14 protein-coding genes are annotated in these 21097 nt (G+C 39.8%); 6 read left to right on the top strand and 8 right to left on the bottom strand.

Going from position 1 to position 21097, the window contains the following annotated elements:
* The first annotated feature begins 118 nt into the window (after positions 1 to 118).
* From CH377_RS14465 to CH377_RS14440, 6 genes are all read left to right on the top strand, one after another.
* The gene (locus CH377_RS14465; protein ID WP_100724475.1) at positions 119 to 1474 is read left to right on the top strand and encodes a GAF domain-containing sensor histidine kinase; all 1356 of its coding nucleotides are present in this window, start codon (positions 119 to 121) and stop codon (positions 1472 to 1474) included.
* The gene (locus tag CH377_RS14460; protein WP_100724474.1) at positions 1471 to 2103 is read left to right on the top strand and encodes a response regulator; all 633 of its coding nucleotides are present in this window, start codon (positions 1471 to 1473) and stop codon (positions 2101 to 2103) included. The genes CH377_RS14465 and CH377_RS14460 overlap by 4 nt, the downstream gene beginning before the upstream one ends.
* A 194-nt stretch (positions 2104 to 2297) precedes the next feature.
* The gene (locus CH377_RS14455; protein ID WP_100724473.1) at positions 2298 to 8624 is read left to right on the top strand and encodes a hybrid sensor histidine kinase/response regulator; all 6327 of its coding nucleotides are present in this window, start codon (positions 2298 to 2300) and stop codon (positions 8622 to 8624) included.
* A 17-nt stretch (positions 8625 to 8641) separates the two neighbouring features.
* Positions 8642 to 9805 carry a sensor histidine kinase gene (locus CH377_RS14450; RefSeq protein WP_100724538.1) on the top strand — a complete coding sequence of 388 codons (1164 nt, stop codon included), beginning with the start codon at positions 8642 to 8644 and terminating at the stop codon, positions 9803 to 9805.
* Positions 9802 to 10281: a response regulator gene (locus CH377_RS14445; protein WP_100724472.1), complete on the top strand. Its 480-nt coding sequence runs from the start codon at positions 9802 to 9804 to the stop codon at positions 10279 to 10281. The genes CH377_RS14450 and CH377_RS14445 overlap by 4 nt, the downstream gene beginning before the upstream one ends.
* 59 nt (positions 10282 to 10340) lie before the next feature.
* Complete coding sequence (locus CH377_RS14440) at positions 10341 to 11102, top strand: response regulator (protein ID WP_100724471.1); 762 nt, start codon at positions 10341 to 10343, stop codon at positions 11100 to 11102.
* 3 nt (positions 11103 to 11105) lie between these two features.
* On the opposite strand, the gene CH377_RS14435 is transcribed toward CH377_RS14440, so the two are convergent.
* The 8 genes from CH377_RS14435 to CH377_RS14400 form a co-directional block, all read right to left on the bottom strand.
* Positions 11106 to 13256, bottom strand: coding sequence for a TonB-dependent receptor (locus tag CH377_RS14435; RefSeq protein ID WP_100724470.1), 2151 nt, complete (start codon positions 13254 to 13256; stop codon positions 11106 to 11108).
* Positions 13257 to 13666: 410 nt separating this feature from the next.
* The gene (locus CH377_RS14430; protein ID WP_100724469.1) at positions 13667 to 14269 is read right to left on the bottom strand and encodes a histidine phosphatase family protein; all 603 of its coding nucleotides are present in this window, start codon (positions 14267 to 14269) and stop codon (positions 13667 to 13669) included.
* 15 nt (positions 14270 to 14284) lie between these two features.
* The gene (gene cbiB / locus CH377_RS14425; RefSeq protein ID WP_100724468.1) at positions 14285 to 15250 is read right to left on the bottom strand and encodes an adenosylcobinamide-phosphate synthase CbiB; all 966 of its coding nucleotides are present in this window, start codon (positions 15248 to 15250) and stop codon (positions 14285 to 14287) included.
* Positions 15247 to 17847 (bottom strand): cobyric acid synthase, encoded by a 2601-nt coding sequence (locus CH377_RS14420; RefSeq protein WP_100724467.1) that lies wholly within the window; start codon positions 17845 to 17847, stop codon positions 15247 to 15249. Before CH377_RS14420 ends, cbiB begins: the two co-directional genes overlap by 4 nt.
* Positions 17844 to 18398, bottom strand: coding sequence for a bifunctional adenosylcobinamide kinase/adenosylcobinamide-phosphate guanylyltransferase (gene cobU / locus CH377_RS14415; protein WP_100724466.1), 555 nt, complete (start codon positions 18396 to 18398; stop codon positions 17844 to 17846). Before cobU ends, CH377_RS14420 begins: the two co-directional genes overlap by 4 nt.
* Complete coding sequence (locus CH377_RS14410) at positions 18386 to 19015, bottom strand: histidine phosphatase family protein (protein ID WP_100724465.1); 630 nt, start codon at positions 19013 to 19015, stop codon at positions 18386 to 18388. Before CH377_RS14410 ends, cobU begins: the two co-directional genes overlap by 13 nt.
* A complete protein-coding gene (locus CH377_RS14405) occupies positions 19012 to 19716 on the bottom strand; it encodes an adenosylcobinamide amidohydrolase (RefSeq protein WP_100724464.1) in 705 nt (234 codons plus the stop codon). Before CH377_RS14405 ends, CH377_RS14410 begins: the two co-directional genes overlap by 4 nt.
* Positions 19713 to 21092, bottom strand: coding sequence for a cobyrinic acid a,c-diamide synthase CobB (locus CH377_RS14400; protein ID WP_100724463.1), 1380 nt, complete (start codon positions 21090 to 21092; stop codon positions 19713 to 19715). Before CH377_RS14400 ends, CH377_RS14405 begins: the two co-directional genes overlap by 4 nt.
* Between the last annotated feature and the right edge of the window lie 5 nt (positions 21093 to 21097).

Raw genomic sequence — 21097 nt, 5'->3', positions numbered from 1 at the left:
ATTCCACTCTATTTATCTCAATAGATCTTTCGATCTATTACATTACTATTTTCTTTTTCTTTACTGTTAGGCGAAAAAACGGATTGAAAGATAAAAATTTTAATTAGATAATCGCGGAGTGCAAGGCTTTTCGAATATCGACCAAGAGCCGAGTTACGGCTCCTTCTCAGAACTTTATCCTCGCGAATCCGAAGGATTTTCTAACGATTATCCTGTTGATAGCCACAATTCGGAAGACCAAAACACTAAAGACGAACTCTTAAAGAAGATCTCCGTTTTAAATCTTCTACAACAAGTGGCGACTGCAGCAAACGAAGCGAATGATGTGGAGTCAGTGCTTCAATTTTCTGTTGATCGGATATGCGCGATTGCAGATTGGAAATTGGGTCTCGTTTGTTTAGTGTTAGAAGAGTCTGAAAAGCCTGAATATTCTTCTATCTCCTTCTCCAGAGAGGAAAAATTCTTAAAGGAGTTTAGGAATTTATTAAGGAGCAAATCCAAAAAAGAAGAATCCATTCTTACGGAAAGAGTTAGAAGCGGTAGAAAACCTATACTGCTCGAAAATTTTTCTTCTTATTTAAAAGGAGATATAAAAGGACTTTCACTCAAAGCCGGAATCGAAGAGGCGATTGGGATCCCTATCTTAGTAAAGGAGAATCTGGTAGGTGTTCTTGAATTTTATTCCGGAAATAAATCTACAGACCCTTCTTTTTTCGAAGCTGTTTCTCATATCAGCTCTCAGATAGGCAGGGTATTTGAAAGAAGGGACGCAGAGAATCATCTTAAGACCTCCGGTGAACAATTGAGGGCATTGTCCGCCAGGCTACAAGAGGTAAGGGAAGAGGAGAGACTACTCGTAGCTAGAGAAATACATGATGAATTAGGGCAATTATTAACCGTTCTTAAAATAGATCTTACATTATTAAAAAATAATTTTCAAAAATCTAAAGGTTCCGATTCGGTAGTGTCCGAACTCCTGTCTATGATCAAAGTGGCTGACTCCGGTATCGAATCTGTGCAGAGGATTGCTACCGAGCTTAGGCCTTTAATTTTAGAGGATTTAGGCTTATTGGAAGGAATTGAATGGTATGCCAAAGATTTCGAAAAAAGGACCGGAATTCGTTGCGAAATCAAGATCCCTGCGGGAATTCTATCGTTGGAAAAAGACGCATCCATAGCTTTATTCCGTATTTTTCAAGAAGCGTTAACTAACGCAGCAAGACATTCCAAGGCGAGTTTAATCCAGGTTTCCTGTCTGGAAGAAGGTCGATTTCTGATTCTGAAAATCCAGGACAATGGAATAGGAATAGATCCCAAAAAGATAAATCAATCTAAGTCACTTGGTTTGATTGGAATGAGAGAAAGAGCAGTAGTTTTAGGCGGCGAAGTTTCCATCTCTGGCGGGTTCGGGAAGGGCGCAAGTGTGATCGTAAAAATACCAATCTCAAATCGAAATAAGGAGGATTTCCTATGATTTCCACATTGATAGCGGATGATCATTTATTGATCCGAGAAGGTTTGCGAAAGATCCTTTCGGAAGAAGAAGATATAGAGATCGTTTACGAGGCGGAAAACGGACAACAGGTTTTGGATTATCTTGCGAGTCAATCCGTACAGGTTCTGATCCTGGACATTAATATGCCGATGATGAGTGGTTTGGATATATTAAAATATGTTCATAAACTTTCTCCTGATACGAGGGTTCTGATCCTAAGTATGTATCCGGAGGATAGATTTGCAGTACGCGCATTGAAGGCCGGAGCCTCTGGTTATATCACTAAGGCAAGCGCAGGAGATGAATTGATCTCAGCAGTACGTAAGGTGATTGATGGAGCAAGGTATATCAGTCCGGAAGCAACAGAGATGCTGGTAAGAGAACTTTCTAAACCGACGGACCGACTTCCTCACGAAACTCTTTCAGAAAGGGAGTTCCAGATTCTTATGCTTTTGGTAAAAGGTAAAAACGTTCGATCTATTGCAGAAGACCTGGGTTTAAGTGTAAATACAGTAAACACGTATCGAGCTAGGATTTTCGAGAAGATGAGTTTGAAATCCACACAAGAACTTGTTCGTTACGCTTACGATCATAAGTTGTTAGAGTAAACCTCCAGGCTCGGAATAACTTGTTTTTGTAATGTCCTTTCATTTCTGTCACATTTCTTGTGACAGAAAAATTCCTCGTTTAACTTAATCCGTACGATCTATTTATGAAATAATTTTTGTTGTTATTCCATTCATTTTACGTCATCATTCTTCTTCGTGCCCATTAACCTTTTCTTATAGGTTCAGGTCCTGACATGAAGAATGCCTCAACGATAGATCCCAAACAAGATAAAGATTCTCTAAATCCAAAACAATTACTGGAAGTTCTCACTGCATTTAAGCGAGGGGATTTCTCCAAACGAATGCCTTTGGATCATGTGGGGATCGCCGGTAAAATTTCAGACTTATTAAACGATATCATGGACCAAAACGATAGAATGGTCAAAGAGTTTGAAAGGATCAGTAACGAAGTAGGGCAAGAAGGTAAAATTTCCCAAAGGGTTAGCGGGATCTCTTCTACAGGTTCTTGGGGAACTTGTATGAATTCAATCAACTCCCTGATCGGGAACTTGGTACAACCGAATACTGAAGTAATGAGGGTGATCGGCGCGGTAGCAGGCGGTGACCTTTCTCAGAACATGTCATTGGAAATAGAAGGAAGACCTCTTAAAGGGGAATTTTTTAGAACAGCGAAGATCGTAAACATCATGGTGGACCAGTTGAATTCATTTGCTTCCGAGGTAACCAGGGTTGCAAAAGAAGTAGGAACAGAAGGTAAATTGGGGGGACAAGCTGACGTTCGAGGTGTTGCGGGAACTTGGAAAGATTTAACAGATAGTGTAAACTCGATGGCGTCTAACTTGACTGGACAGGTTCGTGATATTGCAGAAGTTACCAAGGCGGTTGCGACCGGTGACTTATCGAAAAAGATCACAGTGGATGTTAAGGGGGAGATCTTAGAACTCAAAAACACGATCAACACTATGGTGGACCAGTTGAACTCATTTGCTTCCGAGGTAACCAGGGTTGCAAGAGAGGTAGGAACAGAGGGTAAATTGGGTGGACAAGCAGACGTTCGAGGTGTTGCGGGAACTTGGAAAGACTTAACAGATAGTGTGAATTCTATGGCATCCAACCTTACCGGTCAGGTGCGTAATATTGCAGAAGTTACCACAGCGGTTGCTCGTGGTGACTTGTCCAAAAAGATCACAGTGGATGTTAAGGGAGAGATCTTAGAACTCAAAAACACGATCAACACTATGGTGGACCAGTTGAACTCATTTGCTTCCGAGGTAACGAGGGTTGCAAGAGAGGTGGGAACGGAGGGAGCATTAGGCGGTCAGGCGGATGTGCAGGGTGTTGCAGGAACTTGGAAGGACTTAACAGATAGTGTGAACTCAATGGCATCTAACCTTACGGGTCAGGTGCGTAATATTGCAGAAGTTACTACAGCGGTTGCTCGTGGTGACTTGTCCAAAAAGATCACAGTGGATGTTAAAGGAGAGATCCTAGAACTCAAAAACACGATCAACACGATGGTGGACCAGTTGAACTCATTCGCTTCCGAGGTAACGAGGGTTGCAAGAGAGGTGGGAACGGAAGGAGCATTAGGCGGTCAGGCAGATGTGCAGGGGGTCGCAGGAACTTGGAAGGACTTAACAGATAGTGTGAACTCTATGGCATCCAACCTTACCGGTCAGGTGCGTAATATTGCAGAAGTTACTACAGCCGTTGCTCGTGGTGACTTATCCAAAAAGATCACAGTGGATGTTAAAGGAGAGATCTTAGAATTAAAGGATACTATTAACACGATGGTGGACCAGTTGAACTCATTTGCTTCCGAGGTAACGAGGGTTGCAAGAGAGGTGGGAACAGAAGGTAAACTGGGTGGACAAGCTGATGTGCAGGGTGTCGCAGGAACTTGGAAAGACTTAACAGATAGTGTGAACTCTATGGCATCCAACCTAACCGGTCAGGTGCGTAATATTGCAGAAGTTACTACAGCGGTTGCGACCGGTGACTTATCGAAAAAGATCACAGTGGATGTTAAGGGTGAGATCCTCGAATTAAAGGATACCATTAACACGATGGTGGACCAGTTGAACTCATTTGCTTCCGAGGTAACCAGGGTAGCAAGAGAGGTGGGAACGGAAGGTAAACTTGGCGGACAAGCAAACGTTCGAGGTGTTGCGGGAACTTGGAAAGACTTAACAGATAGTGTGAACTTGATGGCGTCTAACTTGACCGGCCAGGTGCGTAATATTGCAGAAGTTACTACAGCGGTTGCGACCGGTGACTTATCTAATAAGATCACAGTGGATGTTAAAGGTGAGATCCTAGAACTCAAAAACACGATCAACACTATGGTGGACCAGTTGAACTCATTCGCTTCGGAGGTAACGAGGGTTGCAAGAGAGGTGGGTGCAGAAGGTAAACTTGGTGGACAAGCGGATGTTCGAGGAGTTGCAGGAACTTGGAAAGACTTAACAGATAGTGTGAACTTCATGGCCGGTAACTTAACCGGGCAGGTTCGTGATATTGCAGAGGTTACCAAGGCGGTTGCGACCGGTGACTTATCTAAGAAGATCACAGTGGATGTTAAAGGAGAGATCTTAGAACTCAAAAACACGATCAACACTATGGTGGACCAGTTGAACTCATTTGCTTCCGAGGTAACGAGGGTTGCAAAAGAAGTAGGAACAGAAGGTAAACTTGGTGGACAAGCTGATGTTCGTGGTGTTGCTGGAACTTGGAAAGACTTAACAGATAGTGTGAATTCAATGGCATCCAACCTTACTGGTCAGGTGCGTAATATTGCTGAAGTTACTACGGCGGTGGCTCGTGGTGACTTATCCAAAAAAATTACAGTGGATGTTAAAGGTGAGATCCTCGAGTTAAAGGATACCATCAACACTATGGTGGACCAGTTGAACTCATTTGCTTCCGAGGTAACGAGGGTTGCAAGAGAGGTGGGAACTGAAGGAGAACTGGGTGGACAGGCGGATGTTCGAGGAGTTGCTGGAACTTGGAAAGACTTAACAGATAGTGTGAACTCTATGGCATCTAACTTAACCGGTCAGGTGCGTAATATTGCAGAAGTTACTACAGCGGTTGCTCGTGGTGACTTATCCAAGAAGATCACAGTGGATGTTAAAGGTGAGATTCTAGAATTAAAGGACACTATTAACACTATGGTGGACCAGTTGAACTCATTTGCTTCCGAGGTAACCAGGGTTGCGAGAGAGGTGGGAACGGAAGGTAAGCTGGGTGGACAGGCAAATGTGCAGGGGGTTGCAGGTATCTGGAAAGATCTTACCGATAGTGTGAACTTTATGGCGAATAATCTTACCACACAGGTAAGGGGCATCGCAAAAGTTGTGACCTCGGTTGCAAACGGAGACTTAAAGAAAAAGTTATATTTAGAAGCAAAAGGAGAGATCGCAGAGCTCTCGGATACGATCAACGACATGATCGATACATTAGGACTTTTTGGAGACCAGGTAACTACGGTTGCAAAAGAAGTGGGTATCGAGGGAAGATTAGGAGGCCAGGCGAGTGTGCCTGGTGCCGCAGGTCTCTGGAGAAACCTTACGGATAACGTGAACCAGCTCGCTTCTAACTTAACCACTCAGGTAAGGGCGATTGCAGAAGTGGCAACTGGTGTGACCAAAGGAGATCTTTCACGAACCGTAACCATCCAAGCAGCTGGAGAGGTGGCAGCCTTATCGGATAATATTAACGAAATGATCCGAAACTTAAGGGAAACCACTCGGATCAATACTGAGCAAGACTGGTTAAAAACAAACCTCGCAAAATTCACAAGATTATTACAGGGACAAAGGAACTTAGTCAACGTAAGTAAACTGATCTTGTCCGAACTTGCACCTCTTGTTTCTGCACAACATGGGGCATTTTTCATCACAGAAAACGTGGAAGAAGGTCCGCTACTCAAACTACTCGTAAGTTATGCCTACCAAGAAAGGAAAAATGTATCCAATCGTTTTTATCCAGGAGAAGGTCTGATAGGCCAATGTTTCTTGGAAAAAGAAAGGATACTTGTAACTCAGGTCCCTTCCAGTTATATCATGATCAATTCGGCTTTAGGAGAAGCACCTCCTATCAATATAGTCGTCTTACCGGTGTTATTCGAGGGAGAAGTGAAGGCGGTGATAGAACTTGCTTCCTTTTCCAATTTTACTCCCATCCATTTGAACTTCTTGGATCAGTTGACTGAAAGTATCGGGATCGTATTGAACACGATTGCTGCAGGTATGAGAACGGAGGAACTTCTGATCCAATCCCAAACTCTAACAGAAGAGTTGCAAGGACGACAAGAAGAATTAACCAATACCAACCAACGTCTGGAAGAACAAGCCAAATCGCTGAAGGCTTCCGAGGACATGCTCAAGGACCAAAGGGAAGAGTTGCAGGAAAAGAACGAAGAGTTGGAAGAGAAAGCAAGGTTACTCGCCAAAAAGAACAGTGAAGTAGAAAGAAAAAATAGAGAGGTAGAACAGGCAAGACATTCCTTAGAGGAAAAGGCTCGCCAGCTCGCACTCACTTCCAGATACAAATCGGAATTCTTGGCAAACATGTCTCATGAATTAAGAACTCCTTTGAATAATATGCTAATCCTCTCCCGATTATTGTATGATAACGAGAGTAAAAACTTATCTGAAAAACAGACCGAATATGCCAAAACGATCCATAGTTCCGGAAACGATCTATTACAATTGATCAATGATATATTAGATCTTTCTAAAATTGAATCCGGTAAGATGAGTGTGGATCTGGACTCGGTTTCTATAGAGGAACTGGGAGGATATTTAGATCGTTCTTTTAGGGAAACTGCAAGGAATAAAGATCTGAAATTCCAGGTAGAGATAGATTCTGAACTTCCTTCTAGGATCACTACCGACTTGCAAAGATTGCAGCAGATCCTCCAGAACCTTCTATCCAATGCGTTTAAATTTACTCATAAAGGTGGAGTAAAATTGAGAATAGAATCTTCTCCTGCCGGCTGGAGTAAGGATCATAAGATCTTAAACCAATCAGGCGGTGTGATCGCATTCTCTGTAATAGATACAGGTATAGGGATCTCTCCTGAAAAACAAGGCCTGATCTTCGAGGCATTCAGACAAGCGGACGGAAGTACTAGTAGGAAATATGGAGGAACAGGGCTCGGACTTTCTATCAGTAAGGAGATTACTCGCATCTTAGGCGGGGAATTAAAACTGGAAAGTGAGCCGGAAGTGGGAAGTAAATTTACTTTATACCTTCCATTGGATTATATCCAAGTGGAAGAAAATCCAATCGAACCTGATTCGATCAAATGGTCTGAAAATCCGGACAATGACTCATTAGGCTCCGGCGACTCCTATGTAAGAAGTAAGATCAAGGCCACTCGAAGAGTTTTGGAGGATGAAACACAAAACGAATCTAAAGAGAAGGTTTTGATCATCGAAGAAGATGAAACATTCGCGAAATCACTTTTAGAAATAGCTAAAAGTAATGGTTTCAAGGGAACCGTTGCATTGGACGGAAAGAGTGGGATATCGGCGTTACAGGAATCTTCTTTTAATGCGGTCTTGTTGGATGTCCAACTCTCTGATATGGATGGGAGTTTGATCCTGAATTGGTTAAAACGAAATCCTAAACTCAGACAACTCCCTGTTCATGTGCTTTCCGGGGAAAATGATTGGAGAAGAAGTCTGGAGATCGGAGCTATTTCCCATTTAAGAAAACCCGTGGGAATAGAATCGCTTAACGAAGCATTCGAGAAGATTAAGACCTATCTACATAAAACGGACAAAACAGTTTATGTTTGCGGAATAGAGAAGGAGCATTCCGAATTCTTAATCGAAAAACTTACTTCAAAAGATCTTGCTCTGAGGAGTATTGAGTCTGGTCAGGAACTTTTGGATATTCTACAAAAAGAGATCCCGGATTGTATTCTGATCGGCAATGAATTTGAGGACATGTCAGTATCGGATCTGGTTTCTAAGATCACTTTATTGGATCCGGAAAGAACATTGATACTATTCTATTCGGATGATAAGAACGGGCCGGAAAGTTTTCAGAAACTTCTATCCTTTAATGGTTCTAATATTCTGAAATTCGTAAATTCTTTTCCGACTTCTTTGGAAGAGATCAAGATCCATTTACATGAACCGGAATCCATTTCTAAATCGGGAGATACTTATTCTTTGGAAGGCCATAAGGTTTTGATAGTGGATGACGATGTAAGGAATATATTCGCGCTAACGAGTATGTTGGAATTGCATAAGATGAAGATACATTATGCGGAGAATGCGTTAGACGGAATTAATATTTTGGAAAAAAATCCGGACATAGAGATTGTTCTTATGGATGTGATGATGCCGGATATGGATGGATACGAGGCAATGAAAGTGATCCGTTCAAAAGTCGAATTTACAAATCTCCCTATTTTAGCGCTTACAGCAAAGGCGATGAAAGGGGATCGAGAAAAATGTATAGAGGCCGGTGCGACCGAATATATAACTAAACCGGTAAGTGTGGACCATTTGCTTTCTCTACTTCGGGTGTTGTTGTGCAGGTAGAAGATATGGAACAGCCAATGAAAGTGAGTATTTTACTAGTAGATGATCATGCGGACAATCTACAAGTAATGGAGCATATTCTCAAGAGTCCTGAATTAAATTTGATCAAAGCAAGTTCCGGAGAAGCTGCATTGAAGGCACTTCTGGATGAACCGGACGAAGTCGCATTGATATTCATGGACGTGAGAATGCCCGGAATGGACGGCTTCGAAGCGGCAGCATTGATCCGACAAAGGGAAAAATGTGCCAAGATCCCGATCATATTTTTGACTGCTTATGCAAATAACGAAACCGGAATGTTCAAAGGATATTCTTTGGGAGCAGTGGATTTCTTGGTAAAACCTACTGCTCCTGAAATCCTAAGATCTAAGGCTTCGGTATTTGTAGATTTACATAAGAAAAACAAAATATTAAGGATCCAAGAAGAACTTCTAAGACAAAGTCATGACGAGTTGGAGATACGTGTAGAAGAAAGGACTTTCGAGCTGCATAGAGTTAATAATGAGTTAATGACTGAAATTGCAGAAAGGAAAAAAGCAGAAGAAGCATTAACTGCCTCCTTAAAAGAAAAAGAAGTTCTGCTTAGGGAAATACATCATAGGGTTAAGAATAATCTTCAGATCGTTTCCAGTATCCTGAGTTTGCAAGGAAACTATATAACGGACCGTAAATCTTTAGAAATGTTCCAAGATTGCCAATCTAGGATCAAATCTATAGCTCTGATTCATGAGTTATTATACCAAAATGAGGATCTGGCTCATACTGACTTCCAGGAATATCTGAACAGTTTGGTTACCAATCTTCTGAGGACTTACAGAGTAAATTCAAGGATCAAATTCGAAATACATGCAGAATCTGTTCATTTAACGTTAGATACTGCGATCCATTGCGGTTTAATTGTAACGGAACTTGTCACAAATTCATTAAAATACGGATTTAGGAATAGAGATGAAGGGACAATCCAGATCTCTATTATATCTAAGTACGAAGAATATTCCTTAACTGTGGAAGATGACGGGGTAGGGTTTCCTGAAGAAATTGACTATCGACAAACCGATTCTTTGGGTTTACAATTAGTTAATACTTTGACCCAACAAATAGACGGAAGTTTGATCTTGGATCGGAGCAAAGGGACTAAGTTCACATTGGTCTTTAGAGAAAGGAGCCGAGTCCGAAAATGATCTCCAGCGAAGCAAAAATACTGATTGTAGAAGACGAAGGTATCGTAGCCAAAGATATACTTCGTAAATTGTCGGATCTTGGGTATGATTTCGTAAGTATCGCTTCCACAGGAAATGAAGCATTAAGAAAAGTTTATTTGGATAAACCGGACCTTCTACTCATGGATATCATGTTGTCCAGGGGAAATTACGACGGAATAGAGACAGTGCAGGAAATTTTGGATAAGATGGATCTGCCGGTGATCTATCTTACAGCTTATGCGGATGAATCTACTCTTCTTCGTAGTAAACCTACAAGGCCTTATGGATATTTACTGAAACCCTTTCAGACTAAAGAATTACAAATAGCGATAGAGATTGCTCTAAATAAGCATGGACTGGATAAAAAAAGAAAAAGGGAAAGAAGGAACATGTCCGCCATACTTCATGGAGTAAAGGATCTTATAAACACCTCCTCGGAAGAGGCGGGTGTCTGATATAATTTTGGAATTATAATATTTAGATTTTCTGATATTTAAATATTTGGGAATATAAAATGAGGGATACTAGAATTTTGATCGTAGAGGACGAAGGGCTTGTGGCCCAGGATATCCGTCATAGATTGATAAGGATGGGATATCCGGAACCTAGTATTGCAAATACGGGAGAAACTGCGGTCAAACAGGCAATTGCTCTCCAGCCGGATCTGATCCTCATAGATATAGTTCTCGCAAACGGATATTTGGATGGAATAGACGCCGCCAAAAGGATCCGAAAATTTTTAGATGTTCCGATCGTTTATATTACTGCTTCTTCCGATTCTCAGACTTTAACAAGAGCTAAATTAACAGAACCGAATGCATATATTCTAAAACCATTTCAAACCAGAGAGTTGCAAATAGTGATAGAGCTGATCCTTTATAAACACGAAGTGGAAAAGGAATTAATGGAGAAGGCGAAACTTGTTTCTACTGAACTTCGAAATATGCAAGAAGGAGTGATCGCATTCGATTTTAAAGGGCAAATTTCCTTTATGAATTTGTCTGCGGAGAAGCTTACAGGCTGGTTGGAATCAGACGCGATTGGGAAACCTCTCGGAGACGTTTTGAGTATGAAAAACATTCCGGATATGGAAAGTTTCGAGTTGGACGATCGTTTTGCGGAAAAAACTCCGTTAGAGACAGTTCCTTCTCATGGACTTTTACTATCTAAAAACGGGCTTAGTACCGAGGTGTTTACGTTTACTAAGTCCGTTCCTAAAAACAAGGAAGTTGACGTAGATCGTATTTTGGTAATACGGGACTACGTCAAAAAATAGATCTTAAAAAGATGCCCTCATGGATAGTCGTATCGACCTAGGCTGAGCAGGGTGGGTATGAATATCATTATATCCCCCTTCATTAGGGCCGACTACTTCATTCTTTAATCTGGAAGCATAATAATAATCTATATCGCTTACATGAGTATTCAGTAAATTGAATACTTCCAGAACGATACTCAGGTCTTCTCCGAAATTCCTTCCTATTTGAAGATTCACTGTTGTTGTTGCAGGGGACCGAACAGAATTATCTTCTATTAGAGATCGATTTCCGAAATACCTCACTCTAATAGATCCAAAAATGCCATCAGAATTTTTTAATGTGATTCCGGATGCTAATGTATTACGAATAGACCCTGGGATATAATTTCCTGAAGGATCATCGTCTCTGAACCTGGATCTAGAAGTAGCAAAGTCAGCATCTATCATCAGCCAAGAATTATAAGAGTAATAATTGGCCCATTCGAATCCTTTACGAGTGCTTGGCCTACTTGCTTCCGTGGTTCCATTGTCTCCGGTAAACAGGAGTTCGGAATTCATATCCAATTGCCAAACTGAGAACGTGGATTGCCAACCGTGGACGGGCTCGGTTCTAAGTCCAACTTCTCCCCCTCTTGTTTGGACCAGTGGATCAGCAGGGTCCGTTTTTTGAACCACCCCTCTTGCATCATTACTATGGAATCCGTATCCACCGCTTATATAAAATTCTGTTTTGAACCAAGGCCCAATGATGATACTTCCTTTTGGACTATAAATTCTTGCATCTTTACCCGATCTTTCTTTTGTTCCCCAATCATCTACGTTAAATTTAAAATAATCACCTCTTAGTCCGACTACCGTTCTGAATTTTTTGGACCATTGTATCTTATTTTCATAATATATACCCGAACTGAGCTGTATAATCCCGTCTTCTCTAACCGTTTCTAACCTCGCTCTTTTTTCGGTATGAAAAAGACCGTTTTGTATATAATCTCTTCTGATTTGTAATCCGACCGTATTTTCCATACGGATTCCCCAGAATTCACTGATATCCTTATAACTGGATTTACTCCCGGCAATCGTTCTGCGATCCGCTTGTTCGTGTTGGTCCCCTCTTACTGGATCATCTAAATAATAAGTAAAGTTGGAGAATAATCGTAAATCGTAATATATTCCATAAAATTGGGTTTTTGCCTCATACCCTTTTTCTAAACGATGGGCTTCGAAATTAATACTGGCTCTATTAGACCATCCACCATCGTTATGATCCACACTTTCGAATCTACTTAAACCTGAATCGGGATCCAGCCAGGAATCGCCCATTCTAAGAGCCCTTTTAGGAGCTTGGCCAGTGGAATGCCAACTACCTCTATATCCCATAAGACTGATACTAAATCCTTTCTGCTTATCTCCTACGGAATAACTTGTGACACCATTCACTCTTCTGAAGTTGTCCGAAATTACCCAAGGTCCATCGTTATGAGAAGCTTCGAATGCATATAAAAGATCACCCGGACCTATTTTATGGGATTTTGCGATCAGAGTCCTCGCGTAACCTAAAGTTCCACCTTCCACATTCGCGATCCCTTTTGTTAAACTTTTATAATAAGAAATATTGAATGCACCTGCGGAAGCAAAATCTCCTTGGTCTGCATAATAAACGCCTTTCTTGTATTGCATTTGTTCCACAAGTTCTGGAATAAGAAAGTTCAGATCCGTATAACCTTGTCCGTGAGCATGGCTAACATTATTCACGGGCATTCCATCCACATTAGAGGAGAGATCTGTCCCATGGTCCAAATTGAAACCTCTTAGGAAGAACTGATTCGCTTTACCTCCACCACTATGTTGGGTTACGATCACACCCGGGATCAACTCGGCGACTTCTCCTTGTCTCATAATAGGTCTTGTTTTTATTTGCTCGGAACCGACCACACCTTCACTTGCAGAAGAAGCGATCCCGATCAAGTTAGATCTTCTGTCTCTGATCACGATTGCGTCCGGTTTGTACTCGGAAATTTTCTTTTTAAGTTCTAATTTTTCCGCCTCGGTCTTTTCTTTTCCGTTAGTCGGTTTTGTTTCCTGATCCTGAGAAAGGATAGGGGAGAAGATCGTACATAAAAAGTACGATAAGGATATGCCTATAGCAGCAATCCGAAGAATGTTTTTCCTCATGGTTTCGTCCGTTTTTTGGAAAACTTCCGAAACAAAGATAAACTAACAAATGTTAGTCTAATTTATGTCAAAATAAGAATATATAAATTTTATAATGTACAAAATTAGGAATTTACCCTTGTTCGCGGGAGCCCCGATTTTTAACTTCCGGGGCCCTTCGCTGATGCACGGACGTGCTTGGCGAGAATGCAAACTTACCTATCCTCGAGGTTTAAGTCTGCAGGGAGATCTGGCTTGCGGAATTAGAACAGAAAGATAATATCTTAATGATCAGTTCCGATTACAGTTGCGGGTCAGCGTGGGATTTACACCCAACTTCATCCTGAAAGTTAAGACGATCTTTCGAACCGACATGATTTATTCAATGAAAAAAGTTTTATCACTTTCAAAAAAGAACGTTCTAATTTATTTTACTTTTGTACAAATTTTTCCTGAATCTTCGAAGAAAGAACTAATTCCAATACTTCACAATTCCCGAGTTTAGAATGAGGAAATTCTTTTAAAGAAAAATACTCATAAGCTCTGGAAAGAACGAATCCGTGACTACAAATTGCAATATTCTTTTTGTCATACATCTTCAATAAATATAATATAGTTTCGATGATCCGAGATCCTGCCTCCGATTTACTTTCTCCTCCTGGAAATTTAAACTGATCGTGGATCCGATCCTGACTTTTCCAAGCCGAGTAATGTGTTTCCCCAAATATATCAGAAATCTCCGATTCTAATATTCCTTGCGCTTCTCCTAAATGGATCTCTTTCAAACCTGAATGATATATTATCTCTATTCCTAATTGTTGAGAGATTTGTTCGGATGTTTCTTTGGCTCTTTTTAAATCGCTGCTAAAGATAAGTTCTATTCCTTTATTTTTTAATCCTTCGGCTAATTTAGATGCTTGTTTCTTTCCGAGCTCAGAAAGTGGAGTATCGGTTTGTCCTTGTAATCTTCTTTCTTTGTTCCATGCTGTTTCTCCATGTCGAATTAGAAAAAGTTGATATTCTTCTTTGCTCATGGGGCAAGTTTCCGATTAGAAAAAGATCCCAAATAGTAAATGTACCACTTGTCCAATGCCTAAGAACAAAATGGAGGATAGGATAGATGTTAAAAATATAATTTTATTCGCGTCTAAGATGAGGTTTGGGACCAATTTTCGCTCCGAATCACCTAATTTTGGCTTCTCACTTGGGATTCCTGAGTAATAATTTTTTCCGCCTAATTGTATTTTTAAAGCTCCGGCTAAGGCCGCCTCGCAAAGTCCAGAATTAGGACTCGGATGTTTTTTTCCGTCTCGGATCAATATTTTAAAGGAACTTAATGGATAAAAACCTAAAATGGCGGAAGAAATACAAAGTATGGGCGCAGTTAGTCTTGCGGGAATATAATTTGCCAGATCGTCTATTCTGGCGGGAGCCCAACCGAATTTCAGATAGGTCTCATTCTTATAACCGAAAAGTGAATCCAGAGTATTAATGGAACGATATAGCATCGCAAAACTTGGTCCTCCTAAGGCTGCAAAAAAAAGCGGGGCAGTGATCCCATCTACCAGACTTTCTCCTACACTTTCCAAACCTGCTCTGACTATCTCAGGTTCTTCTAAATTTTCTGTATCTCTACCAACGATTCTGCCTACCATAATCCTCGCTTTTTCCAGATCATTTTCATGGAGTGCGGAATATACGTCCTTGCTATGGCCCAAAAGATCCTTTAAAGCAATGCTAGTATATATAATAAATGCAGATGTTAGTTCCGCTAAAAAAGGATGTAGATAGCGGGAAAATTCTATAATTAGCCAAGGTAATATAAAAGAAATAGAATATACCGAAAACGAAGTGATTATTCCTGCAAATCTTTCGGAAAACAAATACTTTCTTGTAATCTTCTCCATAGATCTTGCGAATTTGCCAATCAGTCTGACCGGATGTGGAAAACCTTGGGGATCTCCAAATCCAAGATCCAGGATTATAGAAGCAGGAAGGATCCAAATAGAATTCATGCTAATCCCAAAATTTTATAAATCCAATTCATATTCACTGAATTCCTGACTTCTTCCGCTAATCGATCTAAATTGGTTTCCAATTCATATCTTGCCTGGATTTTAACCAATGGTTTCATTCCTTTTCGGGTTCGGATCTTATCTAAAAAACTTCTTCTAAACTCGTCCTCATCGAATACTCCATGTAAATATGTTCCCCAAATTCTTTCCGAAATTCCTTGGTGTCCTAGGCTTTCTCCGGAGATATCTTGGAATATAGATTTTGCAGAGGTTTCTTTTGTGTTTCCATGATGGATTTCATAACCTGATACTTTTTTTCCGGACACTATATGAATGCCTTCAGTTTGTTTGAGTAATTTTTCTTTTTCTAATACGGTTTTGATTCGGATTAGATTTAAACCTTCTGCTGAGCCTAGATTACTTTCTATTTGGAATGGATCGTGGACAGATTCTCCCAACATCTGGTATCCTCCACAAATTCCAATAATTTCCACTTTTCCTTCTTTATGGAAATTTAAAATAGTTTCTGAAATTCCTGATTCCTTCAGGTAATTTAGATCTGTGATTACGTTTTTACTTCCCGGAAGTATTAAAACATCCGGGTTGCCGATTTCGTCTTTTCTCTGGGCAATTCTGACTCTGACATCAGGCTCTATTCTTAGAGAATCCAGGTCCGTGTGATTTGAGATCCTGGGTGTGTCGATTAGGACTATATCAACTCTGTCTCCCAGTGGGGAGGTATCATTTAAACTGCCTGATTTGAATTCCAGAGAATCTTCTTCAGGTAATCTTAGGTCATTTAGGAATGGTATGATCCCAAATACGTTTTTGCGAGTAGTTTCTTCTAAATATTTGATCCCTGGATCTAATAGGCTTTTTATACCTCTGAACCGATTGATTAGAAAACCTGAAACTAGTTTTCTTTCCCATTCTGACATTGTTTCCATGGCCCCCACGAAAGAGCCGAATACTCCTCCATGATCTATATTACCGATTAATAATACTTTCGCCTTGGCATATTCTGCCATTCTCATGTTTACGATATCTTTATCTTTTAAATTAACTTCAGAGACTCCTCCGGCTCCCTCTAAAATCACCATATCGAATTCTTCCGAAAGTGAACTATATGATTTTTTTACTTCATCGAATGCACTTAACTTGAATTTCATATAGTCTCTGAAATCCATCGCCTCTACAGGTTTCCCATTCAGTATGACTTGGGAATCTTTTTCGCTGGATGGTTTAAGAAGGATAGGGTTCATTCTATAATCTGCCCTGATCTTACAAGCTTGGGCTTGTAATGCCTGAGCTCTTCCTATCTCTGCACCTTCGTAGGTTACGAAAGAGTTTAATGCCATGTTTTGGGATTTGAAAGGTGCTACTTTAAATCCATCTTGGGTAAAGATCCTGCAGAATGCAGTTGCCAATATACTTTTACCTACATTAGAAGCTGTGCCTTGGAGCATAAGCGCAGGTTTTTCTTTTTTTGTTTTAGAAGGTTTTGGATTTTTCTTAAATACAGAACGAACTGCTTGTATAAAGATTTCATTTTCTTTCGGAGTTTTGATCGCGATTCGAATATAATTATTCTCTAATCCATTAAAATTGCTACAATTCCTGACTCCGATCTTGAATTCTTTAAGAAGAAGATTTTCTAAATCCGAAACATTCGTTTTTGGATCTAAAAATTCCAGAAGAAAGAAATTTGTATGTGTATCATGGATCCGAAAAATGTTTAAATCTTCCAAGTTTTTCTTGAATATGTTCTTCCACTCTTGGATTTTTTCTTTCGTTTTTGATAAAAATTCCTGGTCTTCTCCGAATTTTTCTAAAATGGAAGCGCTTAAACTATTTAAAGACCAACTTGGAAGAAGTTTTGAAATTTTAGAAGCGGTCTTAGGATCTGTTAGTAAAACTCCAATCCTAAGTCCAGGAAGAGCTAATATTTTAGTCAAAGACCAAAGAACAGCCAGATTTTCTGATCGAAAATTTCGAAATGAAATATCTCCTGGGCAAAAATCTATAAACGATTCATCTATTACAAAAAATGAATTTTTATGATCCGAGGCTATCTTTAGGATCTTTTCCCTATTTAATAATTTCCCCGTAGGATTATTTGGATGTCCTAACAAAACTAAAATTTGTTTTTCAGGATTCTTTTTACAGATTTGGATGAGCTCTTCATAATTTAATTCAAAGTCGGATTCTTTTTGGAGTTGGATTTCCTGGATTTGTAACCCCGCTAATTTTAAACTTTTTTGATAATCTATATAAGAAGGCTGGGTGATTACTCCCAGATCGAAATTTTTTATCCTAGGGAGGATATTTATCAGCTCCGAGGCACCATTGCCAAAAACAATTTCTTCTTTTGGAATATTCCAATGTTTTTCTAATGAAATTCTTACCTTGCTATAATTCGGATCCGGATAATGTATCAGGTCGCTGATCTTGGAATTAATTAATGGACGGACCCAGTCCGGAAAACCTAAAGGATTTAGGTTAGAAGAGAAGTCCAAAATTTCCTCGGGATCAACGCCGGCAATATCCGCCATTCTGGATAAATTTCCTCCATGCGGACTTACCTCATCCGATTTCATAAATTATTAACCGTAGAAGGTTTGATTCTGATCGGTATACCGCTCACTAAAAAATAAACTTCATTTGCAATAGCAGCAAATGTTTGATTACAGATCCCTAATAGATCTCTATACAATCTGCCTTCTTTATTTTCCGGAACAAGGCCCATTCCGACTTCATTTGTGACTATAAATATATCTTTCGCCTTTGAATCCAAGATATGTTTTCCTAAATTTAAACAAGCTTCACTGACCTGCTCTTGAGTCAGATCTCGGTTCTTGTTACTTGCATCATACATCAAATTATTGATCCATAGGCTTAAACAATCTAACAGTACAACGGATTCTGAAGGAATGGAATCAAATATAGTAGAAAGTTCTAATTCTTCTTCTATCGTGCTCCAATCTATTCTTTCCTGCTTGTGTCTTTGTATTCTTGCATCCATTTCGGAGTCTATACGAGGGCAGGTGGCTAAAAAGAATTTTCTTCTTCCTAGGGAATTCGCCTTTTCTAAGGCAAATCCGCTTTTTCCACTTCTACATCCTCCGGTCACTAAAATTATCCGGGCCATTCCGATCTCCTTGCACCAGGAATTCTAATAAGATCAGTTAGGACTGCTTGGCCATTATGAAATATATCTAAGTAAATGAGTGTAGAAGGAGAAATCCTGAATTTTGTATAGAATGAGTAAGGGAGTTCTAAAAAAGAACAAAGTAAACTGGAGAGGATTCCTCCATGACTTAAAATAAAAATGTAACGATCCGGTGAGGAAAGGATATGTTCTTTGAATACTTCTGTTCTTTTCTGGAATTCATTTAAACTTTCTCCATTAGGAAATCTGAAGGAAGAGGAAAAGTTAGCGAATTTTTTTAAACCTTCTAAATTTATTTCAGCTAATTCTGAGAAGGATCTTCCTTCCCAATTCCCAAAGTCCAATTCTTGCAATTCATCTCTGAGTTCAGGCTCGATTTCTTTAGGGAACTCTAATGTTTTAAAAGTTTCCTTACACTGAAGGGTTGGACTTAAATATATTTTCCCATTCAAAAATTTCTCTTGGACTTTTGTTTTAATTTTTTCAATTTCTTGGATCCCTTCTTGGGAGAGTGAGACTTCCTTTCTGCCCAAATATTTTCCTCTATATTCCGAAGGAATGCTTGGATGCCTAAGTAAACATAATGATTTTTTCATATATTCACGCGCCTTTCATATTCCGAAAGTGATTGATTTCTGGTTTTTGTCCATTTAAGGATGCCTTGTTTAACTGCTTCGTAAGAGGTGGCTCCGATTAGATGTCCTAAAATAGTATGTTTTCCCACATAATCTATTCCGTTAGTCGAAATTGGAGAGATGATCCCTATACAGTCTGTGCCTGTACCTGTCGCAAGGTTGTTTTCATTTTGTACCGAGATCTCCGATTCTAAAACCGCTAGGGTCCTTGCCTCGGACGCTATCGAGATTGCTTCTATACAAGCTGAAAAGGTGATTGTTTCAGAAGTTTGAACGAGTAAGTTAATTGTTCCTATTTTTTTATTTTGTTTTGGAGGATTTCCTACTCGGACTGCATTTCCTAATCCTACGGTTGCTATGGATCTAACGTGCAAATTATCCAGACTTTTTTCTACGACAGAATAATTTAAAAGAGAAGCGCTCGTCATAAAACCAAGGACTTCTTCTTTTTCTCCCTTATCTACTAAGCGATTTCTATAAAATTCTTCCGGAAGCACCTCAGGACTTAAATCCGAATTGGAAACTTTTAACCAGTACACTTTATTAGTGGTTAAATATCCACCTCCTACGACTGCCCAGCTCAAAGAAGAATGAGGTTTCGAAAGTTGGAGTTCCAGCCAAGTTTCGGAGACTCTAATTTGATCGTTTTGAAAAAAGTTCAAACTTTAAATCTCCTACAAGAAGCTATAAAGTTTTTTGGTATTTCTGGATTTGAGGCCCAATGCGCATGCACATAACTTGCTAAAACATTAGAAACGGTATAACCTTCTCTAATTGTTTGTTCTGATTTTCGTTTTCTGATATGATATGAGAATAATGACTCATCTTCATTTTCTATAATCAGGTCAGAGTATCTGAATTGATGTCCTCTAAAACGGATACCGGCTTCACCCAGAATGGTTCTTTTTTCTGTATGAACCTCTACATACCCTAAACTTTTAAGCTTAGGGCCCATGACCGCTTTGCCAGGGATCAGTCCTACCATAGGAAAATTTTTCTCTTCTACGGTCTGAATCTCGGAAGATAAATACATTAATCCTCCACATTCCGCATATATAGGCCTTTCTGAATTTGCGAAATTTCTGATCTCTTGTATTAGATACTTATTTTTCGATAGTGGATCGGCGAATAGTTCCGGATATCCTCCTCCAAAGTATAATCCATCTACTTCCGGTAGTTTAGTGTCTTTTAGTGGAGAGAAGAAAACGAGTTCTGCTCCTTCTTCTTTTAATTTTTTAAAATTCTCTTCATAATAAAAATGAAATGCTTCATCGTAAGCTACTCCGATCTTACAATCTTTTTGTTTTGCTTGGGCTTCGATCGGTTTTTCAACTAAAAGTGGAGGGGCTGAATTCGCGATTTTTAAAATTTTATTTAGATCCAGCCACTCTTCAGATAAATTTCGCCAATAAGAAAGTTTTTCTTCGGTCAAAATATCCGGACCGGCTGTGCGAAGTCCTAAATGTCTTTCCGGAAAGGAGTAATCGTTAGATTTCGGAAATCCTCCCAAGATAGTCAAAGGAATACTTGCAGCTTCTATAATGGAAAGGTGATTTTTACTTCCTATAAAATTTGCAATAAAACCTTGGATGGGAACTTGAAGATCATAATTTTTGATACCGGAAGCAATCGCTGAAAAAGTCGCTGCCATCCCGGATGCATCTATCAATATTAAAGTGGGAGCCTCTAACCATTTAGCAATTTCAGCAGTAGATCCAGCTTCTGAATTGGGTGAATGGCCGTCGAATAATCCCATCACTCCTTCTATAATGGCAATGTCAGATCCTTGGCTTGCGCTTACAAAACTGGAAAGTACTGATTCTTTTCCCATCAACCACCCATCCAGATTTTGACAGGTTTTGCCAGTAACGAAAGAATGATAACCGGGATCCAGATAGTCAGGTCCACATTTGAATACGGAAACTTTTAGGCCTTTCGCTTGTAAGGACTTTGTAAGCGCTATTGTTAGTGTAGTTTTCCCGGTACCGCTTCCTGTTCCGGAGATCAGTATCCTTGGTATTTTGATCTCTTGTATCATATTAT

Origin of the sequence: Leptospira haakeii, from assembly GCF_002812045.1 — a bacterium.
Lineage (GTDB): Bacteria > Spirochaetota > Leptospiria > Leptospirales > Leptospiraceae > Leptospira_B > Leptospira_B haakeii.
The sequence above is the reverse complement of the archived record's forward strand: the minus strand, read 5'-3'. Positions and strand labels throughout refer to the sequence as shown.

What these genes read in the sequence shown, in the direction of transcription:
- CH377_RS14460 (WP_100724474.1), top strand. Translation starts at nt 1,471, where the DNA reads ATGATTTCCACATTGATAGCGGATGATCATTTATTGATCCGAGAAGGT.
- CH377_RS14455 (WP_100724473.1), top strand. Translation starts at nt 2,298, where the DNA reads ATGAAGAATGCCTCAACGATAGATCCCAAACAAGATAAAGATTCTCTA.
- CH377_RS14450 (WP_100724538.1), top strand. Translation starts at nt 8,642, where the DNA reads ATGAAAGTGAGTATTTTACTAGTAGATGATCATGCGGACAATCTACAA.
- CH377_RS14445 (WP_100724472.1), top strand. Translation starts at nt 9,802, where the DNA reads ATGATCTCCAGCGAAGCAAAAATACTGATTGTAGAAGACGAAGGTATC.
- CH377_RS14440 (WP_100724471.1), top strand. Translation starts at nt 10,341, where the DNA reads ATGAGGGATACTAGAATTTTGATCGTAGAGGACGAAGGGCTTGTGGCC.
- CH377_RS14435 (WP_100724470.1), bottom strand. Translation starts at nt 13,256, where the DNA reads ATGAGGAAAAACATTCTTCGGATTGCTGCTATAGGCATATCCTTATCG.
- CH377_RS14430 (WP_100724469.1), bottom strand. Translation starts at nt 14,269, where the DNA reads ATGAGCAAAGAAGAATATCAACTTTTTCTAATTCGACATGGAGAAACA.
- cbiB (WP_100724468.1), bottom strand. Translation starts at nt 15,250, where the DNA reads ATGAATTCTATTTGGATCCTTCCTGCTTCTATAATCCTGGATCTTGGA.
- CH377_RS14420 (WP_100724467.1), bottom strand. Translation starts at nt 17,847, where the DNA reads ATGAAATCGGATGAGGTAAGTCCGCATGGAGGAAATTTATCCAGAATG.
- cobU (WP_100724466.1), bottom strand. Translation starts at nt 18,398, where the DNA reads ATGGCCCGGATAATTTTAGTGACCGGAGGATGTAGAAGTGGAAAAAGC.
- CH377_RS14410 (WP_100724465.1), bottom strand. Translation starts at nt 19,015, where the DNA reads ATGAAAAAATCATTATGTTTACTTAGGCATCCAAGCATTCCTTCGGAA.
- CH377_RS14400 (WP_100724463.1), bottom strand. Translation starts at nt 21,092, where the DNA reads ATGATACAAGAGATCAAAATACCAAGGATACTGATCTCCGGAACAGGA.